The 23541-nt window shown below is 36.9% G+C and carries 7 protein-coding genes and 2 pseudogenes; all 9 read left to right on the forward strand.

The features are described 5' to 3' along the window. The first annotated feature begins 246 nt into the window (after positions 1-246). The 9 genes and pseudogenes from rpoC (at position 247) to BM253_RS09285 (ending at position 23540) form a co-directional block, all read left to right on the forward strand. Positions 247-4548 (forward strand): DNA-directed RNA polymerase subunit beta', encoded by a 4302-nt coding sequence (gene rpoC, locus BM253_RS09250; RefSeq protein ID WP_091522738.1) that lies wholly within the window; start codon positions 247-249, stop codon positions 4546-4548. A 210-nt stretch (positions 4549-4758) separates the two neighbouring features. After that, entirely contained in the window at positions 4759-9921 is a 5163-nt protein-coding gene (locus tag BM253_RS09255; RefSeq protein WP_091522742.1) for a GEVED domain-containing protein, read from the forward strand. 172 nt (positions 9922-10093) lie between these two features. Continuing rightward, positions 10094-15490, forward strand: coding sequence for an Ig-like domain-containing protein (locus tag BM253_RS09260; RefSeq protein WP_091522746.1), 5397 nt, complete (start codon positions 10094-10096; stop codon positions 15488-15490). A gap of 68 nt (positions 15491-15558) precedes the next feature. Then, on the forward strand, positions 15559-20028 hold the full coding sequence (locus tag BM253_RS09265) for an Ig-like domain-containing protein (protein ID WP_091522749.1): 4470 nt from the start codon (positions 15559-15561) through the stop codon (positions 20026-20028). A 212-nt stretch (positions 20029-20240) separates the two neighbouring features. Beyond that, positions 20241-21239, forward strand: coding sequence for a pyruvate dehydrogenase (acetyl-transferring) E1 component subunit alpha (gene pdhA / locus BM253_RS09270; protein ID WP_091522810.1), 999 nt, complete (start codon positions 20241-20243; stop codon positions 21237-21239). Between the two features lie 3 nt (positions 21240-21242). Further along, positions 21243-21495: pseudogene (locus tag BM253_RS17690) on the forward strand (biotin/lipoyl-containing protein); the annotation flags it as partial. A 149-nt stretch (positions 21496-21644) separates the two neighbouring features. Next, positions 21645-22946, forward strand: a pseudogene (locus tag BM253_RS09275) (pyruvate dehydrogenase complex dihydrolipoamide acetyltransferase); the annotation flags it as partial. Positions 22947-23030: 84 nt separating this feature from the next. Next, on the forward strand, positions 23031-23258 hold the full coding sequence (locus BM253_RS09280; RefSeq protein ID WP_091522756.1) for a hypothetical protein: 228 nt from the start codon (positions 23031-23033) through the stop codon (positions 23256-23258). Positions 23259-23261: 3 nt separating this feature from the next. After that, on the forward strand, positions 23262-23540 hold the full coding sequence (locus BM253_RS09285; protein ID WP_091522759.1) for a type II toxin-antitoxin system RelE/ParE family toxin: 279 nt from the start codon (positions 23262-23264) through the stop codon (positions 23538-23540). Position 23541: the final 1 nt, after the last annotated feature.

Genomic DNA, 23541 nt, shown 5'->3' on the forward strand with positions numbered 1-23541 from the left:
ACTGAATACTTAATTTCAATAAGTTTTTAGGATTTATACCCGTAAACCGTTCCGATTTTTTATAACATAGTTTATAATTAGCACTTCACGATAGGCATCTGAAGTTTAGAGAAGTAATCCGAGGTAGTGTTTAAGCCTTAATGTTGAAAGTCTAAAGTCCAAAATCGCACAAGACGCTAAAACTTTAAGACATTAGACTTAAATAAGAATCAATTTTTAATTGCAAGTAAATCAATAGTAAAAACTATGATGAATAACAGAAACAACAGTAAAGATAAAAATACTGTAAAAAGGTTTAACAAAATCTCCATAGGTTTAGCATCACCTGAATCGATCTTAGCAGAATCGAGAGGTGAAGTTTTAAAACCTGAAACTATTAACTATCGTACGCACAAACCAGAGCGCGATGGTTTATTCTGTGAGCGTATCTTCGGACCTGTTAAAGATTACGAATGTGCTTGTGGAAAATATAAAAGAATCCGTTACAAAGGTATCGTTTGCGACCGTTGTGGGGTTGAAGTTACAGAAAAAAAAGTTCGTCGTGACAGAGTAGGGCATATCAACCTTGTTGTGCCTATCGCTCATATTTGGTATTTCCGTTCGTTACCAAACAAAATTGGTTACATTTTAGGATTGCCATCTAAAAAGTTAGACGAAATTATTTATTACGAAAAATATGTTGTGATCCAAGCAGGTGTTGCAAAACGCCCAGATGGTGAAGAATTAAAACGTTTGGATTTCCTTACAGAGAACGAGTATTTAGATATTTTAGATACCCTTCCAATGGAAAACCAATATTTAGATGATCAAGATCCAAATAAATTCATCGCTAAAATGGGTGCTGAATGTATTATGGATTTATTAGAGCGTACCGATTTAGATGCATTGTCTTACCAATTGCGTCACGCGGCTAATAACGAAACATCTAAACAACGTAAAACAGAAGCGTTAAAACGTTTACAGGTTGTTGAAGCGTTCCGTGAATCAAACGAAAACCGTGAAAACCGTCCGGAATGGATGATTTTAAAAGTGGTTCCTGTGATCCCACCAGAATTACGTCCGTTAGTGCCGTTAGATGGTGGTCGTTTCGCAACGTCGGATTTGAACGATTTATACCGTCGTGTAATTATCCGTAATAACCGTTTAAAACGATTAATGGAAATTAAAGCTCCTGAAGTTATCTTACGTAACGAAAAGCGTATGTTACAAGAAGCGGTAGATTCATTGTTCGATAATACACGTAAAGCAACAGCAGTTAAAACAGAATCTCAACGTCCGTTAAAATCGTTATCAGATTCGTTAAAAGGTAAGCAAGGTCGTTTCCGTCAAAACTTATTAGGTAAGCGTGTAGATTACTCGGCTCGTTCGGTAATTGTCGTTGGACCTGAATTAAAATTATACGAATGTGGTCTTCCTAAAGATATGGCTGCAGAATTATACAAACCATTCGTAATCCGTAAGTTGATTGAGCGTGGAATTGTAAAAACTGTGAAGTCTGCTAAAAAGATCATCGATAAAAAAGAACCAGTTGTTTGGGATATTTTAGAAAACGTAATTAAGGGTCACCCGGTATTATTAAACCGTGCTCCTACGCTTCACCGTTTAGGTATTCAGGCATTCCAGCCTAAATTAATCGAAGGAAAAGCAATTCGTTTACACCCATTAGTATGTACGGCATTCAACGCCGATTTCGATGGAGATCAAATGGCGGTGCATTTACCATTAGGACCAGAGGCTATTTTAGAAGCTCAGTTATTAATGTTAGCGTCGCACAACATCTTGAATCCGGCGAATGGTGCACCTATCACAGTACCTTCTCAGGATATGGTTTTGGGTCTTTATTATATGACCAAAATCCGCAGATCTACACCAGATCATATCGTGAAAGGTGAAGGTTTAACATTCTACTCGGTAGAAGAAGTGCATATTGCTATTAATGAAGGACGTTTAGATTTGAACGCACCTGTTAAAGTACGTGCAAAAGATTTTAATGCAGAAGGTGAATTGGTTTACCAAATTATTGAAACATCGGCAGGTCGTATCTTGTTTAACGAGGTAGTTCCGGAAGCTGCAGGTTACATTAATGAGGTATTAACTAAAAAATCTTTAAGAGATATTATCGGAAAAATTTTAGCGGTAACAGATGTTCCTACAACTGCTAAATTCTTGGACGATATGAAAGATATGGGTTACGGATACGCATTTAGAGGTGGTCTATCATTCTCTTTAGGTGATATCAAAATCCCGGATCAAAAACAAGGAATGATTGATGATGCGAACAATCAGGTAGAAGGAATTACCATGAACTATAACATGGGTCTTATTACCAATAACGAGCGTTACAATCAGGTAATTGATATTTGGACTTCAACAAATGCTGCGTTAACAGAGTTGGCAATGAAAAACATTCGTGAAGACCAACAAGGATTTAACTCGGTATTCATGATGCTTGATTCTGGAGCGCGTGGATCTAAAGAGCAAATCCGTCAGTTAACAGGTATGCGTGGATTGATGGCAAAACCTAAAAAATCGACAGCTTCAGGTGGAGATATTATCGAAAACCCGATCCTTTCGAACTTTAAAGAAGGTTTATCGATCTTAGAATACTTTATTTCAACGCACGGTGCGCGTAAAGGTCTTGCCGATACCGCATTAAAAACAGCCGATGCCGGATACTTAACTCGTCGTTTACACGATGTTGCTCAAGATGTGATCGTTAATTCAGAAGATTGCGGTACATTAAGAGGTATTGAGTTTGAAGCGTTGAAGAAAAACGAAGAAATTGTAGAATCTTTAGGAGAGCGCGTTTTAGGACGTATCACTTTAGATGATATCATTAACCCGTTAACAAACGAAGTTATTGTTCCTGCTGGTGAAATGGTTAACGAAGCACATGTTGCTAAAATTAACGCATCGCCATTAGAGAAGTTAGAAGTTCGTTCTGCGTTAACTTGTGAGGCTGACCACGGAATTTGTGTGAAATGTTACGGACGTAACTTGGCATCAAACCGTATGGCACAGTTAGGTGAGGCAGTTGGTGTTATCGCAGCACAGTCAATTGGTGAGCCAGGTACACAGTTAACGTTACGTACGTTCCACGTTGGGGGTACGGCAGGTAACATTTCTGAAGTTTCAACTATTACAACAAAATTCAAAGGTCGTTTAGAGATTGAAGATTTAAAAGTTGTAAAAGGTGAAGATGCTGATGGAAAAGAAATTGATATCGTAATTTCTCGTTCAACAGAATTAAAATTAGTAGATTTAAATACAGGTATCGTTTTAAATACACATTACATTCCTTACGGATCAACAATTTATGTTAAAGATAAAGAAGTTGTAGAAGAAGGAACAGTAATCTGTAAGTGGGATCCTTATAACGGTGTTATTATTTCTGAATTTACAGGTAAGGTTGCTTACGAAGACATTGAACAGAACCAAACGTTTATGGTGGAGATCGATGAGCAGACAGGTTTCCAAGAAAAAGTAATTACAGAATCAAGAAACAAAAAATTAGTTCCTACCTTATTAATTTATAATAAAGATGGCGAATTAATCCGTTCATACAACTTACCAGTTGGAGCTCACTTAATGGTTAACGACGGAGAGAAAATTAAAGCTGGTAAAGTTTTAGTTAAAATTCCTCGTAAGTCATCAAAAACGGGAGATATTACCGGAGGTTTACCTCGTATTACCGAGTTGTTAGAAGCACGTAACCCATCAAATCCAGCAGTTGTTGCAGAGATAGACGGTGTTGTTTCTTTCGGAAAAATCAAACGTGGTAACCGTGAAATCATCGTTACACCAAAAACGGGTGAAGATGATCAACGTAAGTACTTAGTGAAATTATCGAACCAAATTTTAGTTCAAGAAAACGATTTCGTTAAAGCTGGGACTTCATTGTCAGACGGTGCAATTACACCAGACGATATTTTAAGAATTCAAGGTCCATCTGCAGTACAGCAATATTTGGTAAACGAAATTCAAGAAGTTTACCGTTTACAAGGGGTGAAAATTTCAGACAAACATTTTGAAGTTGTAATCCGCCAAATGATGCGTAAAGTACAGATTCAAGATTCGGGCGATACCTTATTCTTAGAAGAACAATTAATTCACAAAGACGATTTCATTCGCGAGAACGATCGTTTATTCGGAATGAAAGTTGTTGAAGATGCAGGTGATTCTGTAACTTTGAAAGAAGGACAGATTATTTCTGTACGTGAATTACGCGACGAAAACTCTATTTTACGTAGAGAAGATAAAAATTTAGTAGTAGCACGCGATGTAATTACCGCAACGGCAACACCTGTTTTACAAGGTATTACAAGAGCATCTTTACAAACTAAATCGTTTATTTCTGCGGCATCGTTCCAGGAAACTACAAAAGTATTAAATGAAGCAGCAGTAGCAGGTAAGGTTGATAATTTATCAGGCTTAAAAGAAAACGTTATTGTTGGTCATAGAATACCTGCGGGAACCGGTATGCGCCAATATGATAACATACTTGTTGGAACAGCAGAAATAAAACAAGAAATCGATTTAAATTTTTAAAGATTTTTCAGTAAAAATTTAATTTCAATTAATAGTTACTATAAAAGCCACCTAATATTAGGTGGCTTTTTGTTTTTATTTATTTTATATAAAATTTTAATTTTATTATAATTATTTTTCACGTTAAAAAAAATATAATTTAATATTAAAGAATTAAAAAAAAATAATTAAGTTTATACCTTATATGACTAATTATTAAAGATTATAATTATGGAAAAAAATACACAATTATCTAGGCTTAAAAGTTGGTGTTTCTCCAATAGAGCCTTGGTATTAATTTTTCTGGGCATTTTCCTGCCAACTATACAGTTAAAGGCTCAGTATTGTACTCCCGGAAGTTCGGGAGGAGCTGGTTCCATGATTGCTATTGTGCAATTTGGTACTATTAATAATAATACTACTACTTCGCAACCAACAGCTAGTCCAAATCACACATATTATCCAGGTGTTACAACATCTGTTATGATGGGTTCTATAGTAAATTTAAGTGTTACAATAGATGCTCCAAGTACATATACGGGAGGGGTAACATCAGTGTGGATTGATTGGAATAGAGACAATACATTAGATGCAACTGAACATTTTTATGTAGGTCCAGGCTCAAGTTCAGCAGGAATTCCTTCCGGTACAACTATTACCGTTCCGGTAACAATTCCAGTAACGGCTGTTCCGGGAGTAACCAGAATGAGAGTAAGAACAAGGGGGAATAATAACCCAAACCTTCCTACTGATGCATGTAATACAAGTTTTGGTTCAGGAGAAAGTGAAGATTATGATATAACTGTTGTGCCAGCTGTACCTTGTGCTGGTACTCCAACTGCAGGGACTGCTTCTGCATCGGTAACAAATGCATGTGCAGCGGTTCCTTTTACTATTTCACTTAACGGATCAACTATTGCAGGTGGTGTTACGTATCAATGGCAAAGTTCACCAGCTGGTACTAATACCTGGACAAATATAGCAGGCGCAACAAATATGTCTTATATTGTAGCAAATCAAACTGTTGCTACAGATTATCGTTGCGTTGTAACTTGTACAAATAGTAATAGTACGCAAACATCTACTATTGTTTCAGTAGGACAAAATCCTTACACGCAGTGTTATTGTACACCTATTTACACAACAGGATGTTCAACATATAATTTGAATAGCTTTAAAATGATGGGCGATGGTACATCGTCTATTAGCGACTTAAATACTGGCTGTAATAATACCACTGCAACTGGCTATTCAGATAGAACCGCTTTATTTACAGCATTAAATATTTCTCAAGATACTTCATACGAAGTAGAGGTAAACACAACGTCAACATCTGCTTTAGTCTATACTAGTATTTGGATTGATTATAATAGAAACGGTGCATTTGAACCTTTTGAAAAATTATTTAATGATTTAGTTACATCAACAAGCCCTGCATTTGCAAAAGCAAGCATTACAATTCCTGATACTGCGATTCCAGGAATTACAAGAATGCGTGTGAGAACAGTTTATAACACAACTAATTTTGATCCATGTACATCTTATACTTCAGGTGAAACTCATGATTATTTAGTAAATATATCAGCAGTAACTTGTTTCAGACCTATTGACTTAAATGTCTCTGATGTAACTAAAAACACAGCAATAGTAACAGTAACCCCCAATTTAAAAAATACAGGTGTTGTGACATACATGTATGAAGCACGTACATCAGGAAAACCAGGGAGCGGTGCGACAGGTTTAGGAGTTTCAGGTACTGCAACAACAAACCCCTTTACTATTACAGGTTTGCAACCTTTAACAGAATATACTATATATGTAAAAACAATTTGTTCGTCTACAGATAGCAGTGCATGGTCTAGTGGAGAATCTGCTAGAACAATGTGTGATTATCCAGAATTAATTGCTGCTCCGGGAAAAACTGTCTGTGGCTCACAAGAAGTAGATTTAACGGCTATTTTTGATGCTGGAATAGTTAAGTGGTATGATACTTTCACTAAAGATAATTTATTATACACAGGTGCAAATTTTGTAACTCCAGAATTGACAACAGATACTAGTTATTGGGTACAATCAGAGAATGTAGCGTTAGGAGAGGAAACCATTGGAACTGGTAATTATACTGCTTCAGGATCATGGGAGTTTTTATATAGTTTATACCATGGATATAAACATCAATATATATTTACTGCAGATGAATTAATAAATGCAGGAATATCTGGAGGAAGTATATCAGCACTAAAATTTGATGTAGTTACTCCGGGAGCATATAACCCTAGACTAAATTTTAGTATAGCAATGGGAACTACAACACAAGCTGTAGCTACTACTACGCAAGTAGCTAATAGTAATCTAACGCAAGTTTATAGTAATGCTTCTCAACCATTGTCAGTCGGTATAATGACATTTACATTTAGTACCCCTTTTGTATGGGACGGTGTAAGTAATGTTATTGTTCAAGTAGCTTCAGATAATGGGGCATGGACTACACCTTATGGTGAAATACGCGGACACGACGCTTTAGCGACAAGAACTTCTGTTCTTTATGGAGATGGTCAAGGAATAGCAGGTATTTTGGCAGCTACAACTCCTGCAGGTTCTATTTTTGGAACAACAAGCTCGTATCGTCCAAACACTACATTTGTTGGAGAATTTGGCTGTAGTTCTCCAATAGTAGAAGTTAAGGTAAAGGTTGAACCCAAACCGGCATTTGAGTTATCTTCGTCAATGGCAACCTCATGTGAAGGAGGTGTAACAACTACACCTGTAACTATTACTACTAATTTAGGAGGATACGATACGTTTGTATGGACGCCAAGCACGGGAGTAAGCGGCGATGCAGTAAACGGTTGGACTTTTAGTACGTCAGTTGAACAAGATTATGTATTGTCAGCGAGCCAGTCGGGTGGAATTTGCGAACATTTAAAAACGGTTCGAGTATTTGCAGGAAAAAAACCGGAAGCTTTATCTACTTTAGCAGCAACATATGATTTATGTAAAAACGAAGTAAAAGAATTAAAAGCTTTAGAAGCTTTACCGGCAATGGTAACCATCGGAACCGGTGTAAGCACAACATTGCCAACGAGTGCAACATCTGCATTTGTACAAAGTGGTGTTTATTCAAAACAACAATATATTTATAGTGCTGCAGAATTGTTAGCCCAAGGTTTCAATACAGCGGGATACATTACCAACTTATCATTTGAAACAATAAATTCAGGTGCAAGTTTAAGTAATGCAAGTTATACCATAAAAATGAAGTTGACCGCCAATACAACATTTGGAACAACTAATTTTGAAACAGGTAACCTGTCAACCGTTTACTCTAAAGAGAATCATACCCATACATTCCAAGGTGTGCAGACATTCAACTTCGATAGTCCTTTCTATTGGGATGGTCAATCAAACGTATTAGTTGAGATTACCCAAGAGGGTGCAGGATCAGGAAATAATGCCGAGACGTATTATACGCCGGTAACGGGCTCAAATGTAGGAATTTTTGCAACAAGTGCTACCGATCCTAATCCGGCAACGGGAACAAGAACGGTTAACCGATTAAATACAAAATTTGGATTGGAGCAGTCAACAGTAACATGGTCTCCTACCTCAAATTTATATTTAGATGCAGCCACAACAATCCCATATACCCCTTCAACCAATGCGTTAAAAGTATATGTTATTTCAAGTTTAGGAGGTAGTTATGTTTACAACGCAAGCTTAAAAGCACCTTCTGGTTGTGTTTTAGACAAAGCAATAACAATAAATGTTACCGATGTGGTAACGCCTATTGTACAAAACCAAACATTTTGTTCTGCAACGCCGGTTAGCAATGTTGTAGTATCTGGCGGCACAGGAGCAAGCTATACTTTCTATAGTTCTGCAACGGCAACAACCCCGATAACTACTATTTCACAAACGGGAACATATTATGTAGAATCAACTCAAGGATTATGTAAATCGGTACGTGTACCATTTACTGCAACTGTAACACCTTTAGGTTTACCAACCGCACAATTTACGCAGGTAGTATGCGGAGGAGGTACAGTATCAGCCTTAATGGCGTCAGGTGTAGCAGGATCACAAATAAGATGGTATGATTCGTTAACATCAACCGTGCCTTTGGCAGGAACACAACCTTTAGTAGATAATACTACTTATTACGCATCACAAGTATTAGGTAATTGTGAATCTGGACGCATTGCTATATTGGTAGATATAAACACAGCACCTCCGGCTTTAACCCCACAAACAATTTCTATTTGCGGTTCTTTAAATTACGGAAATGTAAACTTAAACCAAATTAGTGGATCAGAATTGGTATGGTATCCATCTGCAACATCGCAAACGCCAATACCAAATACCACTGCAATTGTAAATGGTACCTATTACGTATCGCAAAGAATAAACGGGTGTGAATCGTTACGTGTACAAATCACGGCGACTGCCCAAGGAAGTGTTCCTGCACCAACAGCAGGTATCCAAAATATCTGCGGTAACGGAACGGTAGCACAATTAGTAGCACAGATATTACCAAATGGAACGGCAGAGTGGTATAACAGTTCAACATCTACCACTCCTTTAAATGCGTCAACCGTATTGGTAAGTGGTACATATTACCTTACACAACGAGTAGGAAACTGTGTTTCTGTAAAAGTACCGGTTTCAGTTCGCGTGATTAATACTAGCGCACCTGCCGTAAGTCCAATGTCAATGTGTGCAGGTTCAACAGTAGGTAATTTAACGTTGCCATCACCAACAGGTGTTAGCTATAATTGGTATTTAAACAACACCAGCACTACACCTTTACCATTAACCGATGTGTTACAATCAGGCTATTATTTTGTAACCCGTATAGAGAACGGTTGTGAATCGGTTCGTACACAAGTACAAATTACGGTGAACAGCAGACCAAACAGTCCGGTTGGTACAACGCCACAGCAATTTAGTGATTATGCTGAAATCAGCAGTTTGGTAATGAACCAGCCAAATGTGGTATGGTATGCAACATATGATGATGCAATGAAAGGGAACAACCCATTATCACAAAATATGCCTTTAGTAAACGGAACTACCTATTATGCAGTAATTATTGGTGCAAACGGTTGTCCGAGTTTACCAACGCCTATAGAAGCAATCATTGTTTTAGGAGTTAATGATTTTGACTTGAGTAAGTTGAAGTATTATCCAAACCCGGTAAGTGATCAGTTAACCATTACTTATACAGAAGCTATCACCAATGTAGAAGTATTTGATTTAAACGGCAGAATGGTAATGAAGCGCAATTTTGATAATGAAACGGTTCAATTAGATTTTAGTACATTAAGTTCAGGAACTTACATGTTAAATATAAAAACGAAGGAAAATAGTCAATTTATTAAAATTGTAAGAAAATAATTATAAATAGTTATTATTGATAAGGCCCATCTTTTAAAGATGGGCTTCTTTTTTTAATTTATTTTTCGCAATAAAAATGTTAATAGTTAAAAAAAATATAATATTTAATTAAATAATTCAAAAAAAATAATTAAGTTTATCGTTTATAGTCTAATTATAAACAATATAATTTATGAGAAAAATTACACAATTGGAAACACTTAAAATTCGGTGGTTAACTTCTGATGTTTGGAAACTACTTATTTTAGTTCTGTTTTTGTCTGTTTTTACTACTCAGGCACAAACCTATAGTTATACAGGATCTGTACAAACTGTAACACTTGCTGCAGGATCTTATGAAATAGAAATGTGGGGAGCTAATGGGGGAAGTAACCAAGCACCTGACACAGGTGGTAAAGGTGGCTATTCTAAAGGAATTCTTAATGTGGCTACTCCAGGGACGTATTATATTTACGTTGGAGGTAGAGGAATGGGACAGCCGGCGTCTGGAGTTTCTGCTATAGGAGGTTTTAATGGTGGAGGAAATTCAGGAGCCTATTCTTCTACGAGTAATCCTGGAGGTAGCGCCGGTGGTGGTGCAACACATATTGCAACCGTATCAGGACTCTTGAATACTTTGTCAGGAAATCAATCAGCTGTTGTTATTGTAGCTGGAGGTGGTGGTGGTGCAGGAACTAATAATGGAGCTGCGACTTTGATAAACAATGGGGCTCATGGCGGTGGACTAACGGGTGGTAAAGGATTTTCAGGAAACTATGGCGGATTTGGTGGTACTCAAACTGCCGGTGGGAGTAATGCTACAGCTACGCTCTATTCTGGTACAATGGCTCAAGATGGCTCTTTTGGTCAAGGAGGTTCAGCTAATTTGTCTAATCCTGGATTTTCTCCATATCCTGGTAATACCGGCGGCGGCGGCGGCGGCGGCTGGTATGGCGGTGCAGCAGCATTGTGGGAAGGTGCTGGTGGTGGTTCAGGTTACATAGGTGGTGTAATGAATGGTGTAACTATCATGTTTGGACAAACTGGTTTTGTCCCAAATCCCGATCCTACAGGTAATGGTATGGTTGTTATTACATCTATGGCACCTTGTAGTGGAACTCCATCAGCAGGTACGATTAGTAGTACAGCTACAAGTACTTGTCCTGCAGCACCTTTTACATTATCTGTAACCGGTGCTACTAGAGGTGGGAACATTACTTATCAATGGCAAAGTTCACCTGCAGGCGCAAATACTTGGACAAATATAAATGGTGCTACAGGAATGTTTTACACAGTAACAAGTATTTTGGCAAACACAGATTATCGTTATGTTGTAACTTGTATTAATAGTAGCAGCACACAAGTCTCTAATCTAGTGTCGGTAACTGTCAAACCAATTGTAGATTGTTATTGTACACCTGTATATACAACAGGATGTGCGACTTATAACTTAAACAGTTTTGTAATGGCAGGTGAAAACGCAACTGTCATAAGTGATTTGAATACAGGATGTAATAGTACAACCGCAACAGGGTACTCTCAAAGAATGTCTTTGTTTACACCTATAGATCTTATACAGGAAGGGACTTATCCCGTACAAATTAATTCTAATTCTACTAGTACGTTAGTAAGAGCAAGTATCTGGATTGATTTTAATGGTAATGGCGCATTTGAAACTTCAGAAAGAATATTAACAGATTTTCAATTGGTAGCAAGTCCTGCTTTTGCTACTACGTCAATTGAAATTCCGGCAAATGCCACACCGGGTATTCACAGAATGCGGGTGCGTATGGTATATAATGTTACAGGAATTGATCCTTGTACTTCTTATGCCTCAGGTGAAACACATGATTATAATGTAAATGTTATAGCAACAAATTGTTATAAACCTTTAGATATACAAGAATCAAATGTTACTAAAAACAGTGTTACAGTAACATTAACTCCAAGTCCGAACAATTCGGGAACGGTAGCTTATGAATATGAAGTACGTGAATCAGGAGCTCCAGGAAGTGGAGCAACAGGATTGGGAGTTACGGGTACAGCTACAACGAACCCTTTTACAATTACAGGTTTACAGCCCTTAACAAAGTACACAATATATGTAAGAACTGTATGTTCACCAACAGATAAAAGCAGTTGGACATGGGGACCTGATATAAGTACGATGTGTAATTATCCTGATTTAATTGCTGCTCCTGGCAAAACTGTATGTGGATCACAAGAAGTAGATTTAACTGCTATTTATGGTGCCGGAACAGTTTTTTGGTATGATGATCCTAATGGGGCTAATTTGGTTCATACCGGGGCTACTTTTAGGACTCCTCTATTGACAGGTAGTAGAAGTTATTGGGTTCAAGCAGGAGACGCTCCTTCTAGTTTACCTAGTGTGTCCGGTGCTGCCAGAGTAGCTCCAGCGAATGGGGCGAGTGGGTTTGGTAATACTACACTTGCTTATGGAGTACAGTTTAATGCTGCAAGTGCCTTTAATATTAAGAGTGTAGATGTTTATCCATCTGGGACTAGTGCAGGAACAATAACATTGGTCTTGGCAGATAAAAATGGTAATATTTTAGAAACAGTAGGTCCCTTAACAATACCTGCAGGTACAGGTACTACTATACCAACAGCCACACCTGTGACTATACCGCTGAATATAACAGTTCCAATTGCTGATACTGGATATCGTTTATATGTTACAAATTTAACAGTACCTTTAATCAGAGAGTCCAGTGGATTGACTTTTCCTTATCCTATAGGAACTTTAGGTAATGTAACAGCAGGATGGGCTGCTGGAAGTGCAAGTGCATCCACTTATTATTATTTTTACAATTGGGAAATTGGAGACAATGTATGTAACACTCCATTACTTGAAGTACCGGTAGTAATCACGCCTAAACCGGCATTTGAGTTATCTTCGTCAATGGCAACCTCATGTGAAGGAGGTGTAACAACTACACCTGTAACTATTACTACTAATTTAGGAGGATACGATACGTTTGTATGGACGCCAAGCACGGGAGTAAGCGGCGATGCAGTAAACGGTTGGACTTTTAGTACGTCAGTTGAACAAGATTATGTATTGTCAGCGAGCCAGTCGGGTGGAATTTGCGAACATTTAAAAACGGTTCGAGTATTTGCAGGAAAAAAACCGGAAGCTTTATCTACTTTAGCAGCAACATATGATTTATGTAAAAACGAAGTAAAAGAATTAAAAGCTTTAGAAGCTTTACCGGCAATGGTAACCATCGGAACCGGTGTAAGCACAACATTGCCAACGAGTGCAACATCTGCATTTGTACAAAGTGGTGTTTATTCAAAACAACAATATATTTATAGTGCTGCAGAATTGTTAGCCCAAGGTTTCAATACAGCGGGATACATTACCAACTTATCATTTGAAACAATAAATTCAGGTGCAAGTTTAAGTAATGCAAGTTATACCATAAAAATGAAGTTGACCGCCAATACAACATTTGGAACAACTAATTTTGAAACAGGTAACCTGTCAACCGTTTACTCTAAAGAGAATCATACCCATACATTCCAAGGTGTGCAGACATTCAACTTCGATAGTCCTTTCTATTGGGATGGTCAATCAAACGTATTAGTTGAGATTACCCAAGAGGGTGCAGGATCAGGAAATAATGCCGAGACGTATTATACGCCGGTAACGGGCTCAAATGTAGGAATTTTTGCAACAAGTGCTACCGATCCTAATCCGGCAACGGGAACAAGAACGGTTAACCGATTAAATACAAAATTTGGATTGGAGCAGTCAACAGTAACATGGTCTCCTACCTCAAATTTATATTTAGATGCAGCCACAACAATCCCATATACCCCTTCAACCAATGCGTTAAAAGTATATGTTATTTCAAGTTTAGGAGGTAGTTATGTTTACAACGCAAGCTTAAAAGCACCTTCTGGTTGTGTTTTAGACAAAGCAATAACAATAAATGTTACCGATGTGGTAACGCCTATTGTACAAAACCAAACATTTTGTTCTGCAACGCCGGTTAGCAATGTTGTAGTATCTGGCGGCACAGGAGCAAGCTATACTTTCTATAGTTCTGCAACGGCAACAACCCCGATAACTACTATTTCACAAACGGGAACATATTATGTAGAATCAACTCAAGGATTATGTAAATCGGTACGTGTACCATTTACTGCAACTGTAACACCTTTAGGTTTACCAACCGCACAATTTACGCAGGTAGTATGCGGAGGAGGTACAGTATCAGCCTTAATGGCGTCAGGTGTAGCAGGATCACAAATAAGATGGTATGATTCGTTAACATCAACCGTGCCTTTGGCAGGAACACAACCTTTAGTAGATAATACTACTTATTACGCATCACAAGTATTAGGTAATTGTGAATCTGGACGCATTGCTATATTGGTAGATATAAACACAGCACCTCCGGCTTTAACCCCACAAACAATTTCTATTTGCGGTTCTTTAAATTACGGAAATGTAAACTTAAACCAAATTAGTGGATCAGAATTGGTATGGTATCCATCTGCAACATCGCAAACGCCAATACCAAATACCACTGCAATTGTAAATGGTACCTATTACGTATCGCAAAGAATAAACGGGTGTGAATCGTTACGTGTACAAATCACGGCGACTGCCCAAGGAAGTGTTCCTGCACCAACAGCAGGTATCCAAAATATCTGCGGTAACGGAACGGTAGCACAATTAGTAGCACAGATATTACCAAATGGAACGGCAGAGTGGTATAACAGTTCAACATCTACCACTCCTTTAAATGCGTCAACCGTATTGGTAAGTGGTACATATTACCTTACACAACGAGTAGGAAACTGTGTTTCTGTAAAAGTACCGGTTTCAGTTCGCGTGATTAATACTAGCGCACCTGCCGTAAGTCCAATGTCAATGTGTGCAGGTTCAACAGTAGGTAATTTAACGTTGCCATCACCAACAGGTGTTAGCTATAATTGGTATTTAAACAACACCAGCACTACACCTTTACCATTAACCGATGTGTTACAATCAGGCTATTATTTTGTAACCCGTATAGAGAACGGTTGTGAATCGGTTCGTACACAAGTACAAATTACGGTGAACAGCAGACCAAACAGTCCGGTTGGTACAACGCCACAGCAATTTAGTGATTATGCTGAAATCAGCAGTTTGGTAATGAACCAGCCAAATGTGGTATGGTATGCAACATATGATGATGCAATGAAAGGGAACAACCCATTATCACAAAATATGCCTTTAGTAAACGGAACTACCTATTATGCAGTAATTATTGGTGCAAACGGTTGTCCGAGTTTACCAACGCCTATAGAAGCAATCATTGTTTTAGGAGTTAATGATTTTGACTTGAGTAAGTTGAAGTATTATCCAAACCCGGTAAGTGATCAGTTAACCATTACTTATACAGAAGCTATCACCAATGTAGAAGTATTTGATTTAAACGGCAGAATGGTAATGAAGCGCAATTTTGATAATGAAACGGTTCAATTAGATTTTAGTACATTAAGTTCAGGAACTTACATGTTAAATATAAAAACGAAGGAAAATAGTCAATTTATTAAAATTGTAAGAAAATAATTATAAATTAGCCAAGGGGAATATAAAATGTAAATGTTTCCCTTGGTTTAAAAATTAAATTCAATATTATGAAACGATTAATACAAATTTTGTTGCTCTTAATTCCGCTTGTAAATTGGGCGCAACCTTATTCTATTACTTGGGATGGTTCAACAAGTGTAGCGCCTTGGGTTGAATTAGATAATCCCTATAGTGTGGTGAATCAAAGAGTTTGTCAAGGAACACACTCTATAAGAACCAGGTTAACGGGATTGCAGGGGCTTTCTGCTTCTGCAAGTTTAAGATCGCCCTTGCTTTTCACTGCTACAGGTGGAAACATTACTTTTTCATTTGACTACAAATGGTTACTTTTTAATAATAATTCACCTACAGCAATAGCAGCATCTAGAAATCAATTAAATTTAGTGTGGGAGTGGTCTAATTATCCAAGTGGTCCATGGAGTACTTTTCATACAATTGATAACAGCAATCACGTAGAATCTGTTAGCTGTAAAGCAGAAACAATAACATTTGCGCCAAATCCAGGTCCTTTATATGTAAAACTAACGGTTGCTAACAGAGGTTCTTCAACAGCAGATAATTTCTTATATTTGGATAATATCTCTGTTACACAAGGGCCTACACCAACGTGTCTTATACCAAAAGAAATATTTATTACTGAAAAAAAAGCTGACAGTTTTATAATTAATTGGGTAAACGCTAATACACCAACAACACCTAATTATGATTGGGAAGTAAGAACCAGCGGATTGCCTGGTAGCGGACCAGCAGGTTTAGTTGCACCAATTCCTCCAAGTACACCAAATAATGGTTTATCACAGCCTGTTACTGGTTTAAACCCAAGTACAACGTATTATGTATATGTAAGATCTAATTGTAGTTCAACAGATAGTAGTTTTTGGACTGGTATAAATGTTACTACTGCTTGCTTACCACCAACTTTTACGGTTCCTAGTCCTAATGTTTGCGGTATTCGTGAAGAAACTTTGAGAGTTACTGGTGCAGGTACTAGTTTTTGGTACGATATGAACGATAGTTTAATAGTAAGTAATTCTAATACGCATGTTATTCCTGAGGTTACAAAATCAGAAAGTTTTAATATATATCATGGAGTTTACGAAAATTTTGTAGGTGTAGCACAAGTAGGTACAGGACTTACCTCAGGAACCGATGCAACTCCTTTTACCAATAATAAATCTCAAAAAATCCAATATATCTACTTAGCTTCAGAATTAAGAGCATTAGGATTTACAAGAGGTATTATAAAATCTTTTGGTTTTAAAACCGGTACATCAGGCGGAACCCTTCAAAGAGATAATTTTACCATCCACATGGGGGAAACTCGTTATGAAGAATTTCCTGAGAACATTTTTGTGCCAGAAGCTAGATTAACACAAGTTAAGAATGTGGGTAATCAATTATTAGTTGCCAATGATGTTAATATGTTTAAGTTGGATACCCCATTTATGTGGGACGGAACATCTAATCTTATTGTTCAAATAGCATATGCAAATCCAACAGCTACTGCTGTGCCGGCGGCTACAACAAGTATTTTTAGTTCATTCACACCTGCAGCTAATCGTACAATTTTTGTGAGAGATAATGCTAGTACTTTGGGTAATCTTACTTCAGCTACTGCTGGAACACGCTCAGCTTTTAGACCAAATGGTTACTTTGATGTAATTGCAGGGTGTTTTGGTCTGCCTAGAACATTAAATCTTACTTATACCGAGCCACCGATTTTTAATTTATCTGCAGATGTCATAAATAATTGTGCAGGTAGCCCATTAACAAAACTGTATGTTTTAACAGGAGCGGGTGATTACGATACTTTTGTGTGGACAGTAACTGATCCAACACACCCAGCAGCAAATGATAACACTCATCCAAACCACCCGGCTAATGCTATTAGTGGTGATAAAAACGTAGGATGGACCTTTAATACAACTGGCTCTATGGAATATACATTAAGAGCATCAAGTAGTCTTGGTTTAGAATGTGTTATAACTAAAAAAGTTAGTGTAGAAAATAATCCTTCGCCACAAATGTTACAATTGTTGAATGACTACAAACTATGTACGAATGATATTCAAGAATTAAAAATTGATAATTTTGTGAACGAATCACCAAACAGATATCAATTTAACGGAAATCTTACAGGAGCTACAATAAGTAATGTTGTTGCGGGTGATGCTATTGTTAATGAAACAACATTATTCTCTGAAGGAACAGGTAGTTTAAAAGTTACACATGCAGCACAAACAAACGCAATAGTTGATATGGGAACTACAGTTAGCATGTTAAATTTAAAATCTATTGCTGTAGAATTTGATCAAATAGCAGCATTACAATCAACATCAACAGCTGTTATGGATTATGCTTATTTGGAGTATTCAACAAATAATGGTGCAACATGGAAACCATTTTTGCCAGCAGATTATGTAGGTAATGCAAGTACAACATTAACTAAACCTGTTGGTAATACCGGTTTACAAGCAATGTTCTTTACAACAACATCTTACGCAGATTGGAATGGTATCACACAAAGTACAGTGCCAACTGCTACACCTTGGAAAACAGAGAAGTTTATTGTTCCTGCGACTGATTTTACTGGAACGGGTAACTTTAAAGTTCGTTTTAGAATAGGTGCAGATGGAAGTGTACAATATCCAGGATGGTATATTGACAATGTTAAAATTACACCAGTAAGTAATCATCAGTTTACTTGGACACCAATTGCAAATTTATATTACGATCAAGCAGCAACATTACCTTACGATGGAACTGTTAATGCCGGTACGTTATATTTAAAAGGTACAACCAATAGCTTAAATGTTCCTTATAAAGTTGAAGTTACCAACCAATTTGGTTGTAAAGCAGAAAAGAGCTTTACTGTGAGTGTTGGTTTAAAAGAAGCTCCAACCGTTACAAATCTTGACAGATGTGGCGCTATTGATGTTTCAACAACGAATTTTGGTAAAAATCCAAATGGAACTTTAACTTATTATGCTAGTCCAACTTCAAGTTCACCTATAACTCAAATAACATCATCAGGTGTGTATTATGTTGAACAAGAAATTTCTGGATGTAAATCAGCACGCGTGCCTTTTACAGTAGTAATTAGTCCTATTGCACCTGTTCCCACAGCTGTAGCAATCCAAAATTTCTGTGGTACAGCAACTGTTAATGATTTAACATTTAATGCGCTTCAAGGATTCCAAATTAAATGGTACTTAAATAGTACAGGAGGTACAGCTTTAGCAAATAGTGCACCTATTAATAATGGAAATTACTATGGCGAATTTACTAATGGTGTTTGTACATCGCCAAGTAGAGTTATGGTAAACGTAACTGTTGGAATACAGCCTACGGCAATTTCACAAAGTAATGTGTATATCTGTGGAATATCAACTATTGCTGATATTAAAGTTACATCAACACCAGGCGCAATTGTAAATTGGTATCAAAATATTAACGATGCAACACCTTTAGTAAGTTCAACTGTTTTAACAACAGGTACTTATTATATTGCACAGAAAATTAACAATTGTGAATCAACAAGAACGGCTGTTGTAGTTTCAACAGTATCAAACTTAACAATGCCAACCGCTACAACTGTTCAAACATTTTGTGGTTCTGCAACAATTGGGAGTTTATCAGCTTCTGCAACAACATCAGGAGCAAACATTTTCTGGTATGGTTTTAGCGCCTCAGATACACCATTAACTAATACTACACCATTAACAAGTGGTACGTATTATGTAGGTCAGTCAATTGGTGATTGTGATTCTCCAAAAAGACCTGTAACCGTTAAAATTTTAAGTGTAAATGCACCACTAATTAATCCAATAACTATCTGTGGAGATGCAGTTGTGTCAACATTGCCTTTAAATGCTTCTGCGGGAACTAACTATAAAGTGTACAGTTCGGCATTCGCTACAACAGATATGGGACAGAATGACCCTATCACTACAGGAACGTATTATATCTCGTTAGTAGATAATGGATGTGAAACGGCAAGAGCTGCTGTTTATGTAACAGTTTTCGCTAGACCAAACGCTCCAACAGGTAACATTAATCAAGTTTTCCAAGATTATGCTGAAGTTAGAGAGCTAAAAGCTAATGAACCTAATGTAATTTGGTTTGATTCTTATAATGATGCAATCAATAATGTTAATCCACTACCTGTTAGTACGCCACTTCAAGAAGGTAAAACTTATTACGGCATACTTGTAGGTGCTGGTGGATGTGGAAGCTTACCGCTTGCAGTTACAGTTAAAATTACTTTAGGATTGAATGATTTGGATCTAGCTTCGTTAAAATACTATCCTAACCCGGTTGATTCTGAATTAACAGTTTCTTACAAAGAAGCAATTAAATTAGTTGAAGTTTATGATATCTTAGGAAAACAAATCAAAACTCAAAAATTTGATGCAAACGATGTTAGAATAGATGTTTCTACATTATCAGCAGGAACTTACATGGTAAAAGTTTATACCAATGCAGGTTCACAATTTATTAAAATTGTTAAAAAATAATTTTTAAATAAAAACGAGAGGCTTTAAGCCTCTCGTTTCTTTTTTATGAAGAATTAAACTAATATCCTACCGAGTAGGATTTTAGTTTTTTATATAAATAGCAAGTTTAACTAAAAATAACTTATTTTATTTTCAGATATAGGTTTGAAGTCTTATTTTTGCTTATTGCCAAATTAACTAATCATCAATTGGTAACTAATAGTATCCACATTATGAAAGAAATTACTAAAGAAGTATATTTAAAATGGTATGAAGACATGCAGTTCTGGCGCAAGTTCGAAGATAAACTGGCAGCTTTATACATTCAGCAGAAAGTGCGTGGCTTCCTACACTTATATAACGGACAGGAAGCAGTTTTAGCCGGAGCCTTACACGCTATGGATTTGTCAAAAGATAAAATGATTACAGCTTATCGTAACCACGTGCAACCAATTGGTATGGGGGTTGATCCTCGCCGAGTTATGGCTGAACTATTAGGAAAAGCAACAGGTACTTCTCAAGGTTTAGGTGGATCTATGCATATTTTTTCTAAAGAGCACGGTTTTTACGGTGGTCACGGAATTGTAGGTGCGCAAATTCCTGTTGGTGCAGGTATGGCTTTTGCCGATAAATATTTAGAAACCGGAGGTGTGTCATTAACTTATTTTGGTGATGGTGCCGCACGTCAGGGATCTTTACACGAGGCATTTAATATGGCAATGCTGTGGAAACTTCCTGTGGTGTTTATTTGTGAAAACAACGGTTACGCAATGGGTACTTCGGTAGAACGAACTGCAAACCATACTGATATCTGGAAATTAGGTTTAGGTTACGAAATGCCTTCTTACGCTGTAGATGCTATGAACCCGGTTAAAGTTGCCGAAGCTATGTTTGATGCTATGGAAAGAGCTCGTAGAGGCGAAGGTCCAACATTCTTGGAAATGAAAACGTATCGTTACAGAGGTCACTCAATGTCTGATGCGCAACATTACCGTACAAAAGACGAAGTAGAAGAGTACCGTAAAATAGATCCTATCACGCAAGTTTTAGATGTTATTAAAGAAAATAATTGGGCGACTGATGAAGAGATCGAAACAATAGACCAACGCGTTCGTGATTTGGTTTCAGAATGTGAAAAATTCGCAGAAGAATCACCATATCCTGATACAAACGTGATGTACGATGTGGTTTACGATCAAGAAAATTATCCGTTTATCCCTCATAAATTATAAAAAATGGCTGAAATTATTACAATGCCTCGTTTAAGCGATACCATGACAGAAGGTACCGTGGCATCTTGGTTGAAAAAAGTTGGAGATAAAATTTCTGAAGGTGATATTTTAGCAGAGATTGAAACTGATAAAGCTACCATGGAGTTTGAATCATTTCACTCGGGAACACTTTTGTATATTGGTGTTCAGGAAGGCGAAACAGCAAATGTTGACAGTGTTTTGGCAATTATCGGGAAAGAAGGTGAAGATTATAAGTCTTTATTAGAAGGATCTTCTTCTGAAGGGAAAAAAAATGAACCAGCCGATACTAAAGAAGAAAAGCAAACAGAATCTGATTCAAAAGCTGATACATCTGATAAAAAAGAAGTAAAAGAAGAAGAGCAATCAGAAGAAACCGCTTCGGAAATTCCTGACAATGTTAGCGTTGTAACTATGCCTCGTTTAAGTGATACGATGACGGAAGGAACGGTTGCTACATGGTTGAAAAAAGTTGGTGATGAAGTAAAAGAGGGGGATATTTTAGCTGAAATTGAGACAGATAAAGCTACAATGGAGTTCGAATCTTTTTACGCAGGAACATTGTTGCACATTGGTATTAAAGAAGGTGAATCGGCACCGGTTGATAGTGTTTTAGCTATTGTTGGTCCTGCAGGAACCGATGTTTCTGGTATTTTGTCTGGCGGATCTAAACCAAAAGCAAAAACCGAAGCTAAAAAAGAAAAATCATCAGAAGATAAATCAGATAAAAAAGAATCAAACACAGAGAAAGAAACTACTGCAAAAACAGAAAGTTCTTCATCTACAAATGATTCAAACAGAGTTTTTGCTTCGCCCTTGGCTAAAAAAATTGCTCAAGATAAAGGCATAAATCTTTCTGATGTAAAAGGATCGGGTGAAAACGGACGCATCGTGAAAAACGATGTAGAAAACTTTACTCCATCTGCTAAAACTGTATCAACAGAAACCAAGTCAGAAGAGAAATCTACAACGACAAGTTCAACTCTAAAAGCAGTTCCAACGGGAGAAGTTTATGCAGAAGAAGTTAAAAACTCGCAAATGCGTAAAACCATTGCGCGTCGTTTGGCTGAATCTAAATTTACAGCGCCACATTATTATTTAACGATCGAAGTTAATATGGATAATGCAATGACATCTCGTAAATTGATCAATTCATTGCCAGATACCAAAGTTTCGTTTAACGATATGGTTGTGAAAGCGTGTGCAATGGCGTTGAAAAAACATCCACAAGTAAATTCACAATGGACAGAAGCTGCTACAATTATTAATCACCATGTAAATGTTGGTGTAGCTGTTGCTGTTGAAGACGGATTGGTTGTGCCGGTTGTTAACCATACAGATTTGTTGAGTTTAACGCAGATTGGCAGTTCAATTAAAGAATTGGCAGGCAAAGCACGTAGCAAAAAACTACAACCTAAAGAAATGGAAGGTTCTACTTTTACGGTTTCTAATTTAGGAATGTTTGGAATCGAAGAATTTACATCGATCATCAACCAGCCAAATTCTGCGATTTTATCGGTAGGTGCAATTATTGAAAAACCAGTTGTTAAAAACGGACAAATTGTGGTTGGAAATACCATGAAAGTTACCTTGGCATGCGACCACAGAACGGTTGACGGAGCTACAGGTGCAGAATTTTTACAAACGTTGAAACATTTTATAGAAAATCCGGTTACAATGCTAGCTTAATCCATAGAATAGTATTTATATAAACCCGTTTTGATTTTTCAAAACGGGTTTTTTTGTATATTTGTTATAGTAAAAGTTATATTTATGGACACAATTGTTTTAAAAAATAGAATACATTCTTTTGTAGAAAAAGCAGATGAACGAATTTTGTCTATTGTAAATAGTGTCTTTGAAAACTATTACAATAAAGACATTGTTGCTTTTTATCCTGATGGAAAACCAATGACAAGAGAAGAATATAAAGAGGCTCTTTTAAATGCTGAAAAACAGATTGATGAAGGTGATTTTCTTGATGTTGAAGAATTGGAATAAAAAATGACAGTAAAAGTTAAGCGAATTGTTTGGGTAAGACAAGCAAGAGAAAATCTTTCTGAAATTTTGGATTATCGATATTCTAGCATACCTACAGCTTATGAAATAGTTAGAAAAGAAATTATAAATGCCTCTAAGAGTATTGTTTTTTCTGAACAATATCAGCAAGATGAAATTTTTTCTGAATATAGAAGAATAATCGTAAGAGATTATAAAATTTTGTACAAAGAAAAGGAAGGAATTGTTTACATACTTAATATTGTTTGTACGAGAGCTGAATAAT

This window comes from Paenimyroides ummariense (assembly GCF_900115115.1).
GTDB classification, from domain to species: domain Bacteria; phylum Bacteroidota; class Bacteroidia; order Flavobacteriales; family Flavobacteriaceae; genus Flavobacterium; species Flavobacterium ummariense.

Bases quoted from the DNA above. Each gene is read 5' to 3' on its own strand.
- pdhA (WP_091522810.1), top strand. From the start codon at position 20,241: ATGAAAGAAATTACTAAAGAAGTATATTTAAAATGGTATGAAGACATG.
- BM253_RS09255 (WP_091522742.1), top strand. From the start codon at position 4,759: ATGGAAAAAAATACACAATTATCTAGGCTTAAAAGTTGGTGTTTCTCC.
- BM253_RS09265 (WP_091522749.1), top strand. From the start codon at position 15,559: ATGAAACGATTAATACAAATTTTGTTGCTCTTAATTCCGCTTGTAAAT.
- rpoC (WP_091522738.1), top strand. From the start codon at position 247: ATGATGAATAACAGAAACAACAGTAAAGATAAAAATACTGTAAAAAGG.
- BM253_RS09280 (WP_091522756.1), top strand. From the start codon at position 23,031: ATGGACACAATTGTTTTAAAAAATAGAATACATTCTTTTGTAGAAAAA.
- BM253_RS09285 (WP_091522759.1), top strand. From the start codon at position 23,262: ATGACAGTAAAAGTTAAGCGAATTGTTTGGGTAAGACAAGCAAGAGAA.
- BM253_RS09260 (WP_091522746.1), top strand. From the start codon at position 10,094: ATGAGAAAAATTACACAATTGGAAACACTTAAAATTCGGTGGTTAACT.